The following is a 16,873-nucleotide window of genomic DNA, read 5'->3' on the forward strand; positions in this document are numbered from 1 at the left end:
GCTCAACACTCGATGATGTTCACCGCCAGCCCGCCGCGGCTGGTTTCCTTGTACTTGTCCTGCATGTCGCGGCCGGTCTGGCGCATGGTGCGGATCACCTTGTCCAGGCTCACCTTGTGCTTGCCGTCGCCGCGCAGGGCCATGCGGCTTGCGTTGATCGCCTTGACCGAACCCATCGCGTTGCGCTCGATGCAGGGAATCTGCACCAGCCCGCCGATCGGGTCGCAGGTCAGGCCGAGGTTGTGCTCCATGCCGATCTCGGCCGCGTTCTCGACCTGCCCGGGCGTGCCGCCCAGCGCGGCGGTGAGGCCGGCGGCGGCCATCGAGCAGGCCACGCCCACTTCGCCTTGGCAGCCGACTTCGGCGCCAGAGATGCTGGCGTTTTCCTTGTAGAGGATGCCCACCGCCGCGGCGGTGAGCATGAAGTCGAACACGCCCTGTTCGCTGGCGCTGGGGCAGAAGCGGTCGTAGTAGTGCAGGACCGCCGGGATGATCCCGGCGGCGCCATTGGTCGGCGCGGTGACCACACGACCGCCGGCGGCGTTTTCCTCGTTGACCGCGAGCGCGTAGAGGTTGACCCAGTCGAGCACGGTCAGCGGATCGCGCATCGCCGCTTCCGGGCGTGCGAGCTGTTCCTTGTACATCGCTGGCGCCCGGCGCGGCACGTGCAGGCCGCCGGGCAGGGTGCCTTCCTCGCGCATGCCGCGCGCCACGCAGGCCTGCATCGCCGTCCACAGTTCGCGCAGGCCGTCGGCAATCTCGGCCTCGCTGCGCCAGCTCTTCTCGTTCTCCAGCATCAGCTGGGCGATGGTGAGACCATGCAGTTGCGCCTGCGCCAGCAGTTCATCGCCGCTGTGGAAGGGATACGGCAGCGGCGTTGTGTCAGCGACGATGCGGTCCTTGGCCGCCTCGTCCTGGTTGACCACGAAGCCGCCGCCGACCGAGTAGTAATCGCGCGTGGCCAGTACCTCCCCAGCCGCGTCGAAGGCGGTGAAGCGCATGCCGTTGGTGTGGTGCGGCAGCTTCTGGCGCTTGTTCATGACCAGGTCGCGCTTTTCGTCGAACGCGACCGGGTGCAGGCCGCCCAGGACGATGCGCTTCTCCCCGCGGATGCGCGCCAGTGCGCCGGGGATGATGTCCGGATCGATCAGGTTGGGCAGCTGTCCTTCCAGGCCCATCAACAAGGCCTTGTCGGTGCCGTGGCCGCGGCCGGTCAGTGCCAGCGAGCCGAACACCTCGGCGCGTACCTGCGCCACTTCGTGCAGGCGCCCCGGTTCCACCAGCCAGCGCTCGACGAAGCGCGCCGCCGCCCGCATCGGGCCCACCGTGTGCGATGAACTCGGTCCGATGCCGATCTTGTAGAGGTCGAAGGTGCTGACGGACATGGCGTATTCCTGATTCTGCGCAGCCATTGTATTGGTTGCGTCCGTAACACAGGCGGTACGGTGCGTCGCGCTGCGGCAGCCGCTACGCTGCGTTTCCCGTCCGGATCCGGCCCGCCACCGCATGTGCCGCTACATCCTCTACCAGCGCGACGACTGCCACCTGTGCGACCAGGCCATCGAACTGCTGGCGCGGGTCCGCTTCGCCGAGCCGCGCAGCGTCTTCATCGACGACGATGCCGACCTCGAGGCGCGCTACGGCATGCGCGTGCCGGTGCTGCTCGATACGGCCACCGGCGCGGAGCTGGACTGGCCGTTCGATCCGGCGCAGCTGCAGGCCGCGGCCAGGTGAAGGCCTCGGTCCTGGCGGCGGGGATGATGATGATGGCAAGCGCGACGGGCACGGACGTGCACCTGGGCAAGCCCGCCGCGGGTGGCGATCCGCAGCGCTGGCAGGGCATGGCGCTGGGCGTTTTGGTTGATCCAGCGCAGGTGGAGCGGATCATCCTGCTGCGCGCGGTGACCAGCGCCCCCCGCGAACTGGACCTGGCCAACCTGCGCCGCATCCTGGCCGAAGGTGCGGCCCTGCCGCTGCAGGTACCGGACGCACCGCCGCCGCCGCCGTGGCAGCCGCGCGACGGCATCTGGCATGCGCTGCTGCTGCTGATGCGTACCGGGCAGGTGTTCGACCTGGAGATCCACGCCGGGGATGGCGGACTGCGCGGCTGCCTCGCCGCCGAAGACGGCGCGCGGGGCTGTTTTGTGCTGCCGCAGGGGCCGGGCGCGCCCTGATCAGGGCGCCTGCGTGAGGAACACCCGCGTGCTGATCGCCACTTCGTCCGGGATCGCGCCGGTATCGGCCCAGTCGCCGCCGCCCACGCCGAACTCCAGCCGCCGCACCGTCGCGCGGCCCGCGAGCAGGGCGGGACTGCCCGGCGTCCAGGTGAACTCGAGCGTCACTGGCCGGCTCACGCCGCGCAGGCTGAGCGTGCCGTCGGCTGCATAGCGGTCATCGCCGAGTGCGCGGAAGCTGTCCGCCACGTAACGCGCCCTGGCGAACTTCGCCACGTTGAAGAAATCGCCGCTCGACAGGGTCGAATCGCGGTCGGCGTTGCCGGTTTGCGTGCCCGCCAGCTCGATGGTGACGTCGAGCCGCGCCGCATCGAGCTGCTGCGGATCGAAGCTGAGCTTCGTGTCGAAGCCGCCGAAGCGGCCGGTGAACACCTCGCCGTCGTACTTCGTGGCGAAGGCGAGCGAGGATCCGGGCGCCTGCACGTAGTCGGCGGCGTGCGCGGGCGTGGCCAGCATCGCCACCAGCATGGCGGCGACGGCGGCGGGTGTGGTGAGACTATTGGACATGGTCGGTGTTCCCGAGGGGGGCAGGGCGCGCGCCGCGGCGGGGCAGCATGCGCCGCAGGGTGTCGTCGCGCTGGAAGATGTGATGGTAGAAGGCGGCGCCTGCATGCACGGCCACCAGCATGGCCAGCACCCAGAACAGCAGCCCGTGCGCCTCGCGCGCCAGATCGGCCAGCCATTCGTTCGGACCCACCAGCTTGGGCATGTCGAACTGCCCGAAGTAGCGGAACGGGCGCAGGCCGCTGGCCGAATCGTAGAGCCAGCCCGACAGCGGCATCGCCAGCACCAGCGCATACAGCAGCCAGTGGGTGATGTTGGCGGTCGTCGACTGCCAGCCGGGCGTGCCCGCCACCGGCGCCGGCGCACCGGCATACAGCCGCCAGCCCAGCCGCGCCAGCATCAGCGCCAGCACGGTGATGCCCAGCGACTTGTGCGCGGTGTAGACCCAGAAGTATTTCGGTGTGCGCGGCAGCTCGCCCATGGTCAGGCCGACGATGGCAAGCACCAGGATCAGCAGCACGATCAGCCAGTGGAAGGTCTGGCTGACGTGGCCCCAGTGTTCGCGGGAGTTGCGCAGGCTCATGGTTCGGGTTCCGGTTCGGGAATGGGCGTTGGCTCGGCATCGTCGTCGGCATCGTCCTCGGGCGCCGGGGCGTCGGGCGCCTGCGCGTCGTCGGCATCGGTGCCATCTTCGGCAGCGACGCGCGTGCGCGTGGCCTCGGCTTCGATCCTGAGTTGCACGGTGTCGCCGATCATCGAGCGCCAGGCGGTGATGCCGAAATCCGAGCGCGCCAGGGTCGCGGTCGCCGAGAAGCCGACGGTGCGCCGGAATGGCGGCAGCGGATGGCGCCGGGCGCCGTTGAGTTCGACCTGCAGCGCCACCTCGCGGCTCATCCCGCGCAGCTCGAGCAGGCCGTGGACGATGGCCCGGCGCTCGTCCAGCGGCTCCACGCGGGTGGAGCTGAACGTCGCGACCGGATGGTCTTCCGCGTCGAGCAGGTTGCGCGCGAGCGTGGCGCGGTTCCAGGCCTCGTCGCCGAAGTCCAGGCGCTGCAGCGGGATCTGCACCTCCACGCGTGCACCGGACCAGTCGCCGGGCGTGAAGTGGAGGGTGCCGGTGCTGCCCGAGATCGTGCCCAGCGCGGTGGAGAACCCGGCGTGGTCGACCGCGACCAGGATGCGCGTATGCACCGGATCGAGCGCATAGGCCACCGGCTCCGCGCGCGCGATGCCGGCCAGGGCCAGCATCAGGCAGGCGCTCGTGCTCAGGCGGATGAGGATGCGCGGCATTGGCGGCTCGGCGGCGGGACGGGTTGCGTTGCCCGCATTCTAGGCTGCGGCGCCGGGCCGGGCCGGTCCGGGCTTGCGCCGGCAACGATGCATTGCGACGATGCGTGGCCGCGTGCCCCGGGTGCGCCAGGGACAGGCACGGCGAGCGGGGAGGCCGGGTGCGGGCGATCGCGTTGACAGCGTTGTGGTGGTGGCTGCTGGCCGCGTGCGCGCAGGCCGGGGCCGCGCCGCCTGCCGCGCCGCCGCAGCTGCCGATGCCGCGCCAGCTCAGCGTCTACGACGGCCTGCCCTCGAACCGGATCAACGCCCTGGCCGAGGACCGCCAGGGCTACCTGTGGATCGGCACCCGCGATGGCCTGGCCCGCTACGACGGCGTCGGCTACCGGGTCTGGCGCGTTGGCGACGGGCTGAACGACAACCACGTCTGGACCGTGTTCGTGGACGAGAGCGACCGGGTCTGGGTCGGCACCCAGAACGGCGGCCTGGCGATGCTCGACGCGCAGCGCCGTGGCTTCGTCCACTTCGACCGTGGCACCCACGCGCAGATCGGCAGCAACGACGTGTGGTCGGTGGCGCAGACGCCCGATGGCGCGATCTGGTTCGGCACCGCCGACGGCGGCCTGCACCGCATCGACGCCGACGGCACGATCCGGCGCTTCATGCCCGAGGTCGGCAACCCGCGCAGCCTACCTTCGCCCGCGGTCACCTGGCTGCGCGTGGATCGCCGCGGGCGGCTGTGGGTGGGCACCTACCAGGGCCTCGCGCGCTGGACCGGCGACGGTTTCGACCGCCTGCTGCAGGACGTGCGCCCCAGCCCCGCGGTGAACGCGCTGGTGCTCGACCAGGCCGGCGACCTGTGGATCGGCACATCGAGCAGCGCCTGGGTGTATCGCGACGAGAGCGGGCACATCGAGCCCGCGCCGTGGCTCGACCCGGTGCTCGGCCTGCCGGTGCTGAGCATGCTGGTCCAGGACGCACAGGGCGCGCACTGGCTCGATACCCGCAGCGGCCTGGCGGTGGAGCGCAACGGTCGCGTGGAGGACGTGCCGCTGTACAGCAGCACCAGTCGCGGCCTGGTGCGTCCGGCCTGGTCGGCCGCGCTGGAGGATCGCGAGGGCGGGCTGTGGCTGGCCAGCTCCGAAACCGGGCTCTGGCACCTGCCGGCCAACTGGCGCAATTTCACCGTGCTGCGGCGCCAGCTCGACGACCCGGACTCGTCCGGCAATGCCTTTGTCTACAGCGTTACGCCGGCCATCGACGGCGGCCTGTGGCTGGTCGGCACCGGCGGCGTGCTCGACTGGCTGGATCCGCAGACCGTCCAAGTCCAGCACCGCATCGACGGCGTCTGCGGCGACATGCTGCCCTACGTGGTGCGCGAGGTGCGCGACCGCAGCGTCTGGATCGGCTGCCACGGATCGGTGACGCGCTACGACCCGGCGAACGGCACCCTGCGCCGCTGGCACCAGGCCGACGCGGTCGATCCCGCACCGGCGGGCGTGATCACGCAGATCGCCGAAGAGCCGGACGGCGCGATCTGGCTGGGCGCAGCCGACTCGCTGCAGCTGCGTTCGCCGGACGGCAGCCTGCGCGAGGTGATGGCGGCGGGCGGGCCGGAGGGCTTCCCGGCCCGCAATGCGCTGCAGCAGATGTCGCGCGGCCCGGATGGCGCGCTGTGGCTGGCGACTGCCCAGGGCCTGCTGATGTGGAATGCCGGCGCGCGCCGCTTCGAGCCGGTCCCGGGCGGGCCGCCGTGGCAGGTGTTTGCCTTCGGCTTCGCACCGGACGACACGGTCTGGGTGGGCGGCAGCGGCATCCTGGTGTCCTACCGCTGGACCGGCGCGGAGCTGATCGCCGAGCGCACCGTGGATGCGCGCCACGGCCTGCCCGCGGTGGCGGCGGGCGGCCTGGCCGTGGATGGGCTGGGCGTGGTCTGGATGAGCACGCCACGTGGCCTGGTGCGCTACGACCCGCAGCGCGAGCGGCTGCGCGTGTACAGCGTGCTCGACGGCCTGCCGAGCCAGCAGTTCAGCGATTATCCGTTCGAAGCCTCGGCGCGCGGCTATATCGCGGTGGGGACCGCGGACGGGCTGCTGCTGTTCCACCCGCAGCACGTGCAGGTCAGCGACCGCGCGCCGACGCTGGCGATCGAATCGGTGCTTGCGCGCCGCGGCGAGGAACTGCTGGAGCTGCCGGCCGGCGCGCCGATCGTGCTGCGCCACGATGACCGCGACCTGCGCGTGACCGCCCGCCTGCTCTCGTTCACCGACGCGCATGCGCATCGCTACCGCTTCCGGCTGGAGGGCTACGACCCCGACTGGGTCGAGGTCGGCGCTTCGGGCGAGCGCATGTTCCCGAGCCTGCGCCACGGCGACTACGTGCTGGAAGTGCAGGCGCGCACCGCCGACGACGAATGGACCCCGGTGCAGCGCCTGGATTTCGTGGTCCAGGAGCCTTGGTGGCGCACCGGCACCGCGACCGCGGTCTGGGTGCTGGGCGCGCTGGCGCTGCTGGCGCTGCTGGCCAGCCAGTACCGCGCGCGGCTCAAGCGCCGCCACGCGTGGCAGCTGGCCGAACACAAGCGCGAGCTGGCCGAACAGGCCTCGCTGGCCAAGACCCGCTTCCTCGCCACCCTGGGCCACGAGGTGCGCACGCCGATGACCGGCGTGCTGGGCATGAGCGAGCTGCTGGCGGCGACCGAGCTGGACGCGCGCCAGCGCGGCCACGTCGAGTCGATCCGGCGCGCCGGCGAGCACCTGCTGCGCCTGGTCAACGACGCGCTCGACCTGGCCCGCATCGAGGCCGACCGCCTGCAGCTCGACCAGCAGCCGTTCGACCTGCACGCGCTGGTGCGCGAGACCGTCGCGTTCTGTGCGCCGCAGGCGCAGCAGCGCGGGCTGGAATTCCACGAGGACATCGCCGCCGACGTGCCGCGCTGGGTGCTGGGCGATGCCGGGCGCGTGCGCCAGATCCTGCTCAACCTGCTTGGCAACGCGGTCAAGTTCACCGAGCGCGGCAGCGTCGGACTGCAGGTGGCGGCGCTGCAGCCGTCGGGCGTGCGCCTGATCGTTCGCGATACCGGGCCGGGACTCAACGAGGAGCAGAAGCAGCGGCTGTTCCGCCGCTTCGAACAGGCCGAAGGCGCGCGTACCAGCGCACGCTACGGCGGCAGTGGCCTGGGGCTGGCGATCTCGCAGGAACTGGCCGCGGCCATGGGCGGCCGCATCGGGATCGAAAGCGCGCCGGGACAGGGCACCGCCTTCATCCTCGACCTGCCGCTGCCCGACGCCGAGCCGCCGGCCACCGCCGCACCGGCGCCCGCTGCCGCACCGGGCCGCGCGCTCTCGCTGCTGCTGGTCGAGGACGACGCCACCATCGCCCAGGTCGTGGCCGGGTTGCTGCAGGCGCAGGGCCACCACGTGACCCATGTCGCGCACGGGCTGGCGGCGCTGTCGGAGATCGCCGCGCAGGTCTTCGACGCGGCCCTGCTCGACCTCGACCTGCCCGGCCTCGACGGCCTGAGCCTGGCGCGGTTGCTGCGCCAGAAAGGATTCGCCCAGCCACTGCTCGCGGTCACCGCCCGCACCGATGCCGAAGCCGAGGCGGCCACGGCCGAGGCCGGATTCGACGGCTTCCTGCGCAAGCCGGTCACCGGGGCGATGCTGGCACAGGCGCTGGCCGCGGTCCTTCCCGCCGGGGCGGCCGACTAGCAGGCAGGCGGGCAATGCGGACCCCGGCACGCGGTGTTTTCCGACCCGCCGCGCCGACCCGGGCCCGATAGGCGAGGCCCCTGCGGGACGGGACGATGGCGCTCGTCATCCGCTGTGGAATCACGCCATGCGTGCATGTCTCGTGCTCTTGTGCTTCCTGCTGCTCGCGCCCGCCGCGCCCTGCGGCGCGCAGCCGCCAACGCTCATGCTGGCCATGGACTACGAGCCGGGCGTCGTCGTCGCCGACTACTGGGTCAGCGAGAAGCTCGACGGCGTGCGCGGGCGCTGGGACGGACGCGCGCTGTGGACCCGCGGCGGCAGCCGCATCGACGCACCGGGCTGGTTCGTCGCGGGTTGGCCGCCGGTGCCGTTGGATGGCGAACTCTGGATCGGTCGCGGCCGCTTCGACGAAGTGAGCGGCATCGTGCGCGCGCAGCGTCGGGACGAGGCGGCGTGGCGGCAGGTGCGCTTCATGGTGTTCGACCTGCCCGGGCACGCCGGAGGCTTCGGTGAGCGACTGGTGCAACTGCGCGCCCTGCTCGCCGGCGCGGGCGTCGCCTGGCTGCAGCCGGTGCCGCAGCAGCGCTTCGCCGATGCGGCGGCCCTGCAGGCGCGGCTCCGGGCCGTGGCCGCGGCCGGCGGCGAGGGCCTGATGCTGCACCACCGTGATGCGCGCTACCGCGCCGGGCGCAGCGATGGGCTGCGCAAGCTCAAGCCCCATGCCGACGCCGAGGCGCGCGTGGTCGGGCATACGCCCGGCCGCGGCAAATATGCGGGCATGACCGGCGCGCTGCTGGTCGAGCGTGCGGATGGCGTGCGCTTCCGCCTGGGCAGCGGACTTGACGATGCGCAACGCGCCGCGCCGCCGCCGGTCGGCAGCCTGGTGACGTATCGCTACAACGGCCATACCGGCAATGGCGTGCCGCGCTTCGCGCGCTTCCTGCGCGTGCGCGATGAGGCGCCGCCGCCCGACCCGGGGCGGTGACGGCGGAACCTACGGTCACGCGCCGCTCAAGCCGGCTCGAAACGTGCGCCGGAGCGGATCAGCGCGCGCTGTAGGCGTGGACCTCGTCAACCAGCGCTGCGACGTGGTCGGGGTCCATGTCCGGCGACATGCCGTGGCCGAGGTTGAACACATGGCCGTCGCGCGAGCCGCCGTTGCCGTCGCGGTAGCTGTCGAGCGCGCGACGCACCTCGCGGCGGACCGCCTCGGGCGAGCCGTACAGGGTGGTCGGATCGAGGTTGCCCTGCAGTGCGACCTTGCCTCCGGTGCGGCGCGCGGCCTCGCCCAGTTCCACCAGCCAGTCCACGCCGACGCCGTCGGCGCCGGTGGCGGCCAGTTCCTCGAGATAGGGGGCGGTGCCCTTGCCGAACAGGATCAGCGGCGTGCGCGCATCGCCTTCGCCACGCTCCAGCTCGCGCGCGATGCGCTCCAGGTAGGGCAACGAGAACTCGCGGTACATCGCCGGCGACAGCACGCCGCCCCATGTGTCGAACACCTGCAGCGCCTGCGCGCCGGCCGCGCGCTGCGCGGCCAGGTAGGCGATGACGGCATCGGTGTTGACAGAGAGCAGCGCGTGCAGCGCCTGCGGCTCGTTCAGCGCCATCGCCTTGATCCGTGCGAAGTCCTTGCTGCCGGCTCCCTGGACCATGTAGCAGGCCAGGGTCCAGGGGCTGCCGGAGAAGCCGATCAGCGGCACCGAGCCGTCGAGCTCGCGCCGGATTACCCGCACCGCGTCCATCACGTAGCGCAGTTCGGTCTCCATGTCGGGCACGCCGAGCCGCGCGACGTCGGCAGCGCTGCGCACGGGCCGCTCGAACTTCGGTCCTTCGCCGTCGACGAAATACAGGCCCAGGCCCATCGCGTCAGGGATGGTGAGGATGTCCGAAAACAGGATCGCCGCGTCCAGCGGAAAGCGGCGCAGCGGCTGCAGCGTCACTTCGCAGGCGATGTCCGGGTTCTTGGCCATCGCCAGGAAGCTGCCGGCCTGGCGGCGGGTTTCGCGGTATTCGGGGAGGTAGCGGCCGGCCTGGCGCATCAGCCAGACCGGCGTGTGGTCCACGGGCTCGCGGCGCAGCGCACGGAGGAAACGGTCGTTCTTGAGGGGACTGGTCATGGGGCTCCGTATCCGGTCATCGGGCCGGACAAGTGCAGAAGGTCGAGGGCAGCGCGGCCGCAGGGCGAGGTTGTCACCTCGGCGCGCCCGCGCCTTCGGCGTACATCAGCTGGAAGCCGCGCTTGAGCTGCGCGTCGCGCGCCTGCTCGAGCGCGGTCAGTGCGCTGGCGTGGTCCATGTGCTGCTCGCGGCGCAGGGTGCTGCGGCCGCCGGTCTGGCCGGTTTCGCGCAGCAGAGTCCACGCGCCCAGCAGGTCCTGCTGCAGGGTCAGCTGCACGAAGCGCGGGGCTTCGCGGCCATCGGGGCGTTGTTGCAGGAGCAGGCGCATGGGCCGGCCATTGTACGTCGCGGCACGGCTGGGCTCCGTCATGGCGATCAGATTCAGGGCTCCGGCTGGGTCGTTCCGGGCCGGGGGTTGCTCCTCGGCTCGGTCAGCCATCCATGGCTGACTCGCCGCCGCAGCGCATCCATGCGCTGCTTTCCGCAACCCCCGCCCCGGAACGACCATCGCCCAGTCACTGGCATAGCTTCGAAACGAAGCATCGCAGCACCAGTCGCAGTGAGCCGCGTCCTGGCGGCCGGGGATCGCGACAAGCAAAACATGGATGTTTTGCGCGCGAGTCAGGGCAGGAAGCCCTGACCGAGCGGAAAGCGATCCCCGGCCGACACGGCGCGGCGTCCACTCGAAGGCCGGGAAAGGACTTGCGCCATGGCCTCCTTAAAAGACCGCTTTGCAGGCCTGCAGCACGTCCCGCACAGTGTCTTCCGGCACGTCTGCCTGCACTCGGGCGCGGCCGGCGCCTTCCCAGACGATGAAGCGCAGGCCGCCGGCCTGGGTCTTCTTGTCCAGACGCATATGGGCGATCAGCGCATCCGGATCCAGGCCGGGCGGCGGGTCCACCGGCAGGCCGAAGCGCAGCAGCAGGTCGCGCAGGCGGCCGGTATCCGCCGCCGCGGCCAGCCCCAGTCGTTCGGACAGGCGCGCGGCCTGGACCATGCCCACCGCCACCGCCTCGCCGTGGATCAGGCCGCCGTAGCCCTGTTCGGTCTCCAGCGCGTGGCCGAAGGTGTGGCCGAAGTTGAGCAGCGCGCGCTCGCCGTGCTCGAAGGGATCGCGCTCGACGATCGCGGCCTTGTGCGCGCAGCTGCGCGCGATGGCTTCGGCCAGTGCGTCCTCGTCCATCGCCAGCAGCGCATCGGCATGGGCGTCGAGCCAGTCGAGGAAGTGCGCATCGACGATCGCGCCGTACTTCACTACCTCCGCCAAACCCGCGCGCAGTTCGCGCGGCGGCAACGTGCGCAGCGTGGCGGTGTCTGCCAGCACCGCGCGTGGCGGATGGAAGGCGCCGACCAGGTTCTTGCCCTGCGGCAGGTCCACCGCGGTCTTGCCGCCGACCGAGGAGTCGACCATGGACAGCAGCGTGGTCGGCAGTTGCACGCAGTCCACGCCGCGCATCCACGCGGCCGCGGCGAAGCCGGCCAGGTCGCCGACCACGCCGCCGCCGAGCGCGTATATCGTGGCGTCGCGGCGCGCGCCTGCACGCGCGATCGCGTCGATGGCCTCGCCGAAGTGCGCCAGCGTCTTGGACGCCTCGCCGGCGGGCATCGTCCAGTGCGCCAGGCGCAGGTCGGCGTGCGTGCCGCGCAGCGTATCCAGCACGCGCTGCAGGTACAGCGGTGCAACGGAGTCGTCGCTGATCACGAACGCGTCGCGCCCGCGCAGCGTGCCGGTGAGCAGGCCGCCCTCGCCAAGCAGGCCCTGGCCAATGGTGATTGCATACGGACGGTCGCCGCCGACGGCGACCTCGCGACGGTGCTGGCTCATGCGGTGGTGGTTTCCTGGATGCCGGATTGCGGGATGCGGTTCCACTGTGCCTGCAGCTGCCGCGCCAGCTGCGCGGTGGCCTGCGGTGGGAAGCGCTGGTCCGTGTCGAAGCACAGGTCGGCCACTTCGAGATACAGCGGTTCGCGCAACCCGGACAGGCGCTGCAGCACCTGCTCGCGATCGTCGCCGGCGATCAGCGGCCGGCTGCGATCGCGCGCAAGGCGCTCGACCTGGCGCGCGAGGCTGACCTGCAGGTACACGACGAAGCTGCGCGAGCGCATCCGCTGGCGCGAACCGGCATCGAGCACCGCGCCGCCGCCGGTGGCGATCACCAGGCCCTCGCGCTGCAGCAGGTCGGCCAGCGTCGCGGATTCGCGCGCGCGGAAGCCGGGCTCGCCCTCGCATTCGAAGATGGTGGGAATGGTGGCGCCGGTGCGCGTCTCGATTTCGCGGTCGACGTCGACGAAGACCAGGCCGAAGCGGCTGGCCAGGCGCTTGCCGATCGAGGACTTGCCCGCGCCCATTGGGCCGACGAGCACGAGGTTTGGCGCGGGATTCATCGCCCGGATCCTAGCAGGACACACGCTCTGGCCGCTGCGTTAACGTGCGCCGGCGCAGTCTGTTGCAACCGCGACGATTCCGTCGCCATTCCAGAGGCACACGCCATGGCCGTTGCGAAAGTCATCGAGATCAATTCGTCATCGAAGACCAGCGTCGAGGACGCGGTGAAATCCGGGTTGAGGAAGACAGCCGAATCCGTCAAGAACATCCAGGGTGCCTGGATCAGCGAAACCAAGGTCGTCACCGATCGCAGCGGTGAGGTGATCGAGTGGCGGGTGAACATGCGTGTGACCTTCGTGGTCGACTGACCGGACCGGTTGCCAGGCTGCGTTGGACCCTGCGGGCGCGGCCTTCCGGCCGCGCATTCCGGCCGGGGAAACGGCCCAAGACGGAGTCCGCGCATGGGCATGGGAATCCTCCCCTGCTGCTGACGCTCAACGCCGGCGAGCAGCCTGGCGTGCTGGCGATCGAGGGGTATGACCATGACTATCCGGGCGGGCCCACGCTGCCCGAGCGCTATCGCCCCTACATCGCAGCCTCGCCCTACCTCAGGTGCGCGGCCACGCCCTAGGCGCGATGTCTGTCGCCGCCCGGGCGGATCCAATGGCCGGCGCCCGCAGGATCGGTCGACGGGTGGAGCGGCCTGCCACGCAGGCGGGGCATAGGCGTTGTTCCGGACCGGACGCAGGTCGGGGCGGTGTCACGCACTGGCCCACGTCGAGGCCGGTGTCGGCCAGCGCCCTGCATCCAGCGTGAGCACGCGATCGGCGATCCGTGGCAGCGTGCGCAGCGCGTGGCGACTGACCCGTTCGTAGTGCTGCACGAAGCGCTCGAGCTGCGCCCGGCTCATGCCGCCGTGCGCCGGATCGCGCGCCTGCAGGGACTGCTCCTGCTGCCAGCGCCATTCCGGGACGACTTCGAAGCCCGGCGGCTGCAGGAACAGCAGCCGGTCGATCCGCCGCCACAGCGGCGGGTAGTCGCGGGTGAGTGCGTCGTTGCAGTGCCGGCGCCAGGTGCCGCCAACGTCCTCGTCGCGTTCGAGCGCATTGACTGGCGTGCGCAACGCCTCGTCCGTTTCCGGTGGCGTGCCGAGGAACCAGCCTTCGAAGACGACGAGGTCGATGCTGCGCACTTCGCGCCAGCGCTGCGGCGGCATGCGGCGGTCGCCCAGCTTGTCGAATGCGGGCAGCCGTGCATGCCCGCCGCTGCGCAGCGCATCCAGCGTCGTGCAGGCGAGCGGCAGGTCGTGCGTGCCGGGCGGGCCGCGAGTGGCGAGCAGCGGATGCACCTCGCGCGCGAGCCGCTGCCGCTCTGGCCGGTCGAGATAAAAGTCGTCCACCGACACCGCCACCGCGCACAGTCCGCGCGCCGAGGCCGCATCGACCAGCTGGGCGGCGACGGTGGACTTGCCGCTGCCCTGCAGGCCGGAGATGCCGTACACCTTCGTGCCGGCGGCCATGTCGTCGAGCAGCGACGCGACCAGATCGTCCGCGAAGCCATGCTGCGGAGCGGAGTGCGCAGTGGGGACCATCGCGCCACAATAGCCCAATGAACCGCGCAGACCTGCAGGCCGAGGCACTGGCCACCTTCGATGCCCTGTTCGCCGAGGCGCTGGCGAGCGGGGAGCCCGATCGCACCGCGATGACGCTGGCCACCGCCTCGCGCGAGGGCGCACCGTCCGCGCGCACCGTACTGCTCAAGGCGCATGACGCGCGCGGCTTCGTGTTCTACACACATCTGGACGGGCGCAAGGGCCGCGAGCTGCAGGCCAATCCGCAGGCCGCGCTGCTGTTCCACTGGCCGCGCGTGCGCAACGGGGTGCAGGTGCGGATCGAAGGCCAGGTCGAGATCGTCGAGGAAGCCGAGGCCGATGCCTATTTCGCTTCGCGTCCGCGCGTGAGCCAGCTGGGCGCCTGGGCGTCGAAACAGTCCGACACGCTCGAATCGCGCGAGGCCTTCGACCAGCGCGTGGCCGAACTGGAGGTCGAGTTCGCCGATCGCGAGGTTCCGCGCCCGCCGCGCTGGACCGGCCTGCGCGTGCATCCCGACCGCATCGAGTTCTGGTATGGCGCGCAGTTCCGGCTGCACGAGCGCTGGCTCTACGAATTCGACCTGACCGGGCAATGCAGCAAGCGGATGCTGTATCCGTGAATGTGGGCTCCCCGCGATACGGCCCCCGCCGCATCGTCTGCCTCACCGAAGAACCCACCGAGGTGCTGTACGCGCTGGGTGAGCAGGACCGCATCGTCGGCATCAGTGGCTTTACCGTACGGCCGCCGCGGGCACGCAAGGAAAAGCCGAAGGTCAGTGCATTCACCAGCGCGAAGATCGACGCGATCCTGGCGCTGCAGCCTGACTTCGTGGTCGGCTTTTCCGACATCCAGGCCGACATCGCCGCCGAGCTGGTGCGGCGTGGCGTGGAGGTGTGGATCAGCAACCACCGCAGCGTCGAGGACATCCTCGACTACGTGCGCCGGTTGGGCGCGCTGGTCGGCGCCGGCGCGCGGGCCGACGCGTACGCAGACCAACTCGAACGTGGCCTGGATGACATCGAACGCGACGCCGGCGCCTTGCCGCTGCGGCCGAAGGTCTACTTCGAGGAATGGGACGAGCCGATCATCACCGGCATCCGCTGGGTGGCCGAGCTGGTCCGCATCGCCGGCGGCGACGACGTGTTTCCCGAGCTGTCGGCGCAGCCGCTGGCGAAGGCACGGATCCTCGCCAGTGGCGACCCGGTGGTCGAACGCGCGCCGGACATCATCCTCGGATCGTGGTGCGGCAAGAAGTTCCGTCCCGAGAAGGTGGCCGCGCGCCCGGGCTGGGATGCGATTCCGGCGGTGCGCGACGGCGAACTGCACGAGATCCGCTCGCCGCTGATCCTGCAGCCCGGACCGGCGGCACTGACGGACGGGGTACGGGAGATCGCGGGGATCATCCGGCGGTGGGCGCAGCGGCGGGGGTAGGGATCGGGGGCACTGCCGCGAAGTGCCAAGTCAGGCTGTGGTCGCGCCTACAGGGGCACTACGTCGCGGCTGAAGCGCAGGATCTCCGGGGTCTCGGTGCCGGCACGGCGCACGGTGACCTCGAAGGCCAGCGTGTCGGGCGGCGCCACGCGCACGCTGCCGACGTAATCGATGAAGCCCTCGCTGCGCACCTCGCGCATGGCCACGTTCTGCCAGACGCCCCGCAGGTCGCGAACGCGGACGGTGACCTGCGCCTGCATCGACGTCTCGTCGTGCGCCGGCCCCTGCCGCAGGCCGACCAGCAGCAGCTGCACGCCCTGGTCCGGCGTCACGCCATAGCGATCGGCGATGATGGCGCTCAGCGCGGCGGTTGGCGCGACGCTGGCGCTGATGCGCAGGTCGCCCAGCGCCAGTTCGGCGGGCTGGCGCGAGGCCGTGGCCTGCGCCGCGCGATCGGCCTGGTCGCCGGGACTGTCGCCGCAGGCCGCCAGCAGGCACAGCGCCAGCAGGCCCGACGCCAATCGCGGCAGCTGCGTGCGCTCAGTCATTGTCGGCCGACAGTTCGGCGCCGCGTCGCGTCGCCGCATCGATCGCGCGCGCGACCAGTTCGCGCAAGCCCCCGGCTTCGAACGTCTCGATCGCCGCCTGCGTGGTGCCGTTGGGCGAGGTGACGCGACGTCGCAGCTCGGCGGGTGGCTCGCCCGACTCGGTGAGCATGCGTGCCGCGCCCAGGATGGTCTGCTGCGCCAGGGTGCGCGCCGCGTCCGGCGGCAGGCCCTGCGCGACGGCGGCATCTTCCATCGCCTCGGCCAGCAGGAATACGTAGGCCGGGCCACTGCCCGAGGTGGCGGTGACCGCGTCCATCAGCGCTTCGTCCTCGATCCAGACCGTTTGCCCGGCGCTGGCCAGCAGGCTTGCGGCACGCTCGCGACCGGCCGCGTCGACCTGCGCATTGGCGAACAGGCCGGTCACCCCGGCGCCGAGCAGGGCCGGGGTGTTGGGCATCGCGCGTACCACCGGCATGCGGCCGCCCAGCCACCGCTCCAGCTGCGAGGCGGTGACGCCGGCCGCGATCGACACCACCAGCGGACGCCCCGCCTGCGCGGCCGCCGCCAGCGGTTCGCAGACCTGGCGCATCACCTGCGGCTTGACCGCGAACACCCAGGTGCCCGCGCCCGGGGCCGCCTCCTCGGCGCTGGCGAAGCAGGCAACGCCGAAGTCCTCGGCCAGCCCGGCGCGGGTGCGCGCGTGCGGCTCGGCCACGCGGATGCGGGTGCGGTCGACGCCGGCGGCGACCAGCCCGCCGATCAGGCTGCGGGCCATGTTGCCGCCGCCGATGAAGGCGATCGGCGACGGGGAGGGTGCGGACGGCTTGGGCGTGGTCATGGGCGCTGGCGCGACATCGGGGACGACAACCCTAGCGCGAAGACGCGCCCCTGGCATGTCGCGGACGGGCAAGGGGCGGGGCCGAACGGGTCAGACCCCACGGAGGGGCCGGGGGCTGCCGCCGCGGCGGGCCTCCCGTGTGCGCGCCGTGTGGCTCGGGGCCACCGTGGACGCGGAGCCGGGCCAAAGGCAGGTGCACGGCTGCTTGCCCCGGCCCGATCGAGGCCCGCCGCCCGTCTGGGGCTGGGCACGCAAGCGGGCGTAATCGGCCTGAATTGTGAACCGC

18 protein-coding genes are annotated in these 16,873 nt (G+C 71.5%); 7 read left to right on the forward strand and 11 right to left on the reverse strand.

Annotated features, from left to right (window positions below; translation table 11 throughout):
• Positions 1 to 2: 2 nt before the first annotated feature.
• A complete protein-coding gene (locus tag ACW5EG_RS03555) occupies positions 3 to 1,385 on the reverse strand; it encodes an L-serine ammonia-lyase (RefSeq protein WP_457020867.1) in 1,383 nt (460 codons plus the stop codon).
• A gap of 121 nt (positions 1,386 to 1,506) precedes the next feature.
• On the opposite strand from ACW5EG_RS03555, the gene ACW5EG_RS03560 reads away from it, so the two are divergent.
• Both ACW5EG_RS03560 and ACW5EG_RS03565 read left to right on the forward strand, forming a co-directional pair.
• Entirely contained in the window at positions 1,507 to 1,734 is a 228-nt protein-coding gene (locus tag ACW5EG_RS03560; protein ID WP_457017390.1) for a glutaredoxin family protein, read from the forward strand.
• Between the two features lie 32 nt (positions 1,735 to 1,766).
• Positions 1,767 to 2,174, forward strand: a complete 408-nt coding sequence (locus ACW5EG_RS03565) for a hypothetical protein (RefSeq protein WP_457020868.1) — start codon at positions 1,767 to 1,769, stop codon at positions 2,172 to 2,174.
• On the opposite strand, the gene ACW5EG_RS03570 is transcribed toward ACW5EG_RS03565, so the two are convergent.
• Genes ACW5EG_RS03570 through ACW5EG_RS03580 form a run of 3 tightly spaced genes read right to left on the reverse strand, consistent with a single transcriptional unit; the run spans position 2,175 to position 4,028 of the window.
• Positions 2,175 to 2,741: a YceI family protein gene (locus ACW5EG_RS03570; RefSeq protein ID WP_457017392.1), complete on the reverse strand. Its 567-nt coding sequence runs from the start codon at positions 2,739 to 2,741 to the stop codon at positions 2,175 to 2,177.
• Positions 2,731 to 3,321: a cytochrome b gene (locus ACW5EG_RS03575; protein WP_457017393.1), complete on the reverse strand. Its 591-nt coding sequence runs from the start codon at positions 3,319 to 3,321 to the stop codon at positions 2,731 to 2,733. The genes ACW5EG_RS03570 and ACW5EG_RS03575 overlap by 11 nt, the downstream gene beginning before the upstream one ends.
• Positions 3,318 to 4,028 carry a YceI family protein gene (locus tag ACW5EG_RS03580; protein ID WP_457017394.1) on the reverse strand — a complete coding sequence of 237 codons (711 nt, stop codon included), beginning with the start codon at positions 4,026 to 4,028 and terminating at the stop codon, positions 3,318 to 3,320. Before ACW5EG_RS03580 ends, ACW5EG_RS03575 begins: the two co-directional genes overlap by 4 nt.
• Before the next feature lie 173 nt (positions 4,029 to 4,201).
• Here ACW5EG_RS03580 and ACW5EG_RS03585 point away from each other — a divergent pair, with 173 nt between their 5' ends.
• The gene (locus tag ACW5EG_RS03585; RefSeq protein ID WP_457020869.1) at positions 4,202 to 7,735 is read left to right on the forward strand and encodes a two-component regulator propeller domain-containing protein; all 3,534 of its coding nucleotides are present in this window, start codon (positions 4,202 to 4,204) and stop codon (positions 7,733 to 7,735) included.
• Positions 7,736 to 7,862: 127 nt separating this feature from the next.
• Entirely contained in the window at positions 7,863 to 8,720 is an 858-nt protein-coding gene (locus ACW5EG_RS03590) for a DNA ligase (protein ID WP_457017395.1), read from the forward strand.
• 58 nt (positions 8,721 to 8,778) lie between these two features.
• Here ACW5EG_RS03590 and hemE read toward each other — a convergent pair whose 3' ends face one another.
• The 4 genes from hemE to ACW5EG_RS03610 all read right to left on the reverse strand — a co-directional run bounded on the left by hemE (position 8,779) and on the right by ACW5EG_RS03610 (position 12,237).
• On the reverse strand, positions 8,779 to 9,852 hold the full coding sequence (gene hemE / locus ACW5EG_RS03595) for a uroporphyrinogen decarboxylase (protein ID WP_457020870.1): 1,074 nt from the start codon (positions 9,850 to 9,852) through the stop codon (positions 8,779 to 8,781).
• A 73-nt stretch (positions 9,853 to 9,925) separates the two neighbouring features.
• A complete protein-coding gene (locus ACW5EG_RS03600) occupies positions 9,926 to 10,180 on the reverse strand; it encodes a WGR domain-containing protein (RefSeq protein WP_457017397.1) in 255 nt (84 codons plus the stop codon).
• A gap of 390 nt (positions 10,181 to 10,570) precedes the next feature.
• Positions 10,571 to 11,677 (reverse strand): 3-dehydroquinate synthase, encoded by a 1,107-nt coding sequence (gene aroB / locus ACW5EG_RS03605; RefSeq protein WP_457020871.1) that lies wholly within the window; start codon positions 11,675 to 11,677, stop codon positions 10,571 to 10,573.
• Positions 11,674 to 12,237: a shikimate kinase gene (locus ACW5EG_RS03610; protein WP_457020872.1), complete on the reverse strand. Its 564-nt coding sequence runs from the start codon at positions 12,235 to 12,237 to the stop codon at positions 11,674 to 11,676. Before ACW5EG_RS03610 ends, aroB begins: the two co-directional genes overlap by 4 nt.
• A gap of 105 nt (positions 12,238 to 12,342) precedes the next feature.
• Here ACW5EG_RS03610 and ACW5EG_RS03615 point away from each other — a divergent pair, with 105 nt between their 5' ends.
• Entirely contained in the window at positions 12,343 to 12,546 is a 204-nt protein-coding gene (locus ACW5EG_RS03615) for a dodecin family protein (protein WP_457017400.1), read from the forward strand.
• 392 nt (positions 12,547 to 12,938) lie between these two features.
• Here the strand turns inward: ACW5EG_RS03615 and ACW5EG_RS03620 are convergent, their stop codons facing one another.
• Complete coding sequence (locus ACW5EG_RS03620) at positions 12,939 to 13,769, reverse strand: kinase (protein WP_457020873.1); 831 nt, start codon at positions 13,767 to 13,769, stop codon at positions 12,939 to 12,941.
• A 17-nt stretch (positions 13,770 to 13,786) separates the two neighbouring features.
• Between ACW5EG_RS03620 and pdxH the strand changes: the two genes are divergently transcribed.
• Both pdxH and ACW5EG_RS03630 read left to right on the forward strand, forming a co-directional pair.
• On the forward strand, positions 13,787 to 14,389 hold the full coding sequence (pdxH, locus tag ACW5EG_RS03625) for a pyridoxamine 5'-phosphate oxidase (RefSeq protein ID WP_457017402.1): 603 nt from the start codon (positions 13,787 to 13,789) through the stop codon (positions 14,387 to 14,389).
• Positions 14,386 to 15,201: a cobalamin-binding protein gene (locus tag ACW5EG_RS03630; protein ID WP_457020874.1), complete on the forward strand. Its 816-nt coding sequence runs from the start codon at positions 14,386 to 14,388 to the stop codon at positions 15,199 to 15,201. Before pdxH ends, ACW5EG_RS03630 begins: the two co-directional genes overlap by 4 nt.
• 47 nt (positions 15,202 to 15,248) lie before the next feature.
• Here ACW5EG_RS03630 and ACW5EG_RS03635 read toward each other — a convergent pair whose 3' ends face one another.
• On the reverse strand, positions 15,249 to 15,749 hold the full coding sequence (locus tag ACW5EG_RS03635; RefSeq protein WP_457020875.1) for a DUF4426 domain-containing protein: 501 nt from the start codon (positions 15,747 to 15,749) through the stop codon (positions 15,249 to 15,251).
• Complete coding sequence (gene proC, locus ACW5EG_RS03640) at positions 15,742 to 16,587, reverse strand: pyrroline-5-carboxylate reductase (RefSeq protein ID WP_457020876.1); 846 nt, start codon at positions 16,585 to 16,587, stop codon at positions 15,742 to 15,744. The genes ACW5EG_RS03635 and proC overlap by 8 nt, the downstream gene beginning before the upstream one ends.
• Between the last annotated feature and the right edge of the window lie 286 nt (positions 16,588 to 16,873).

Source organism: Luteimonas sp. A611 (assembly GCF_054072715.1).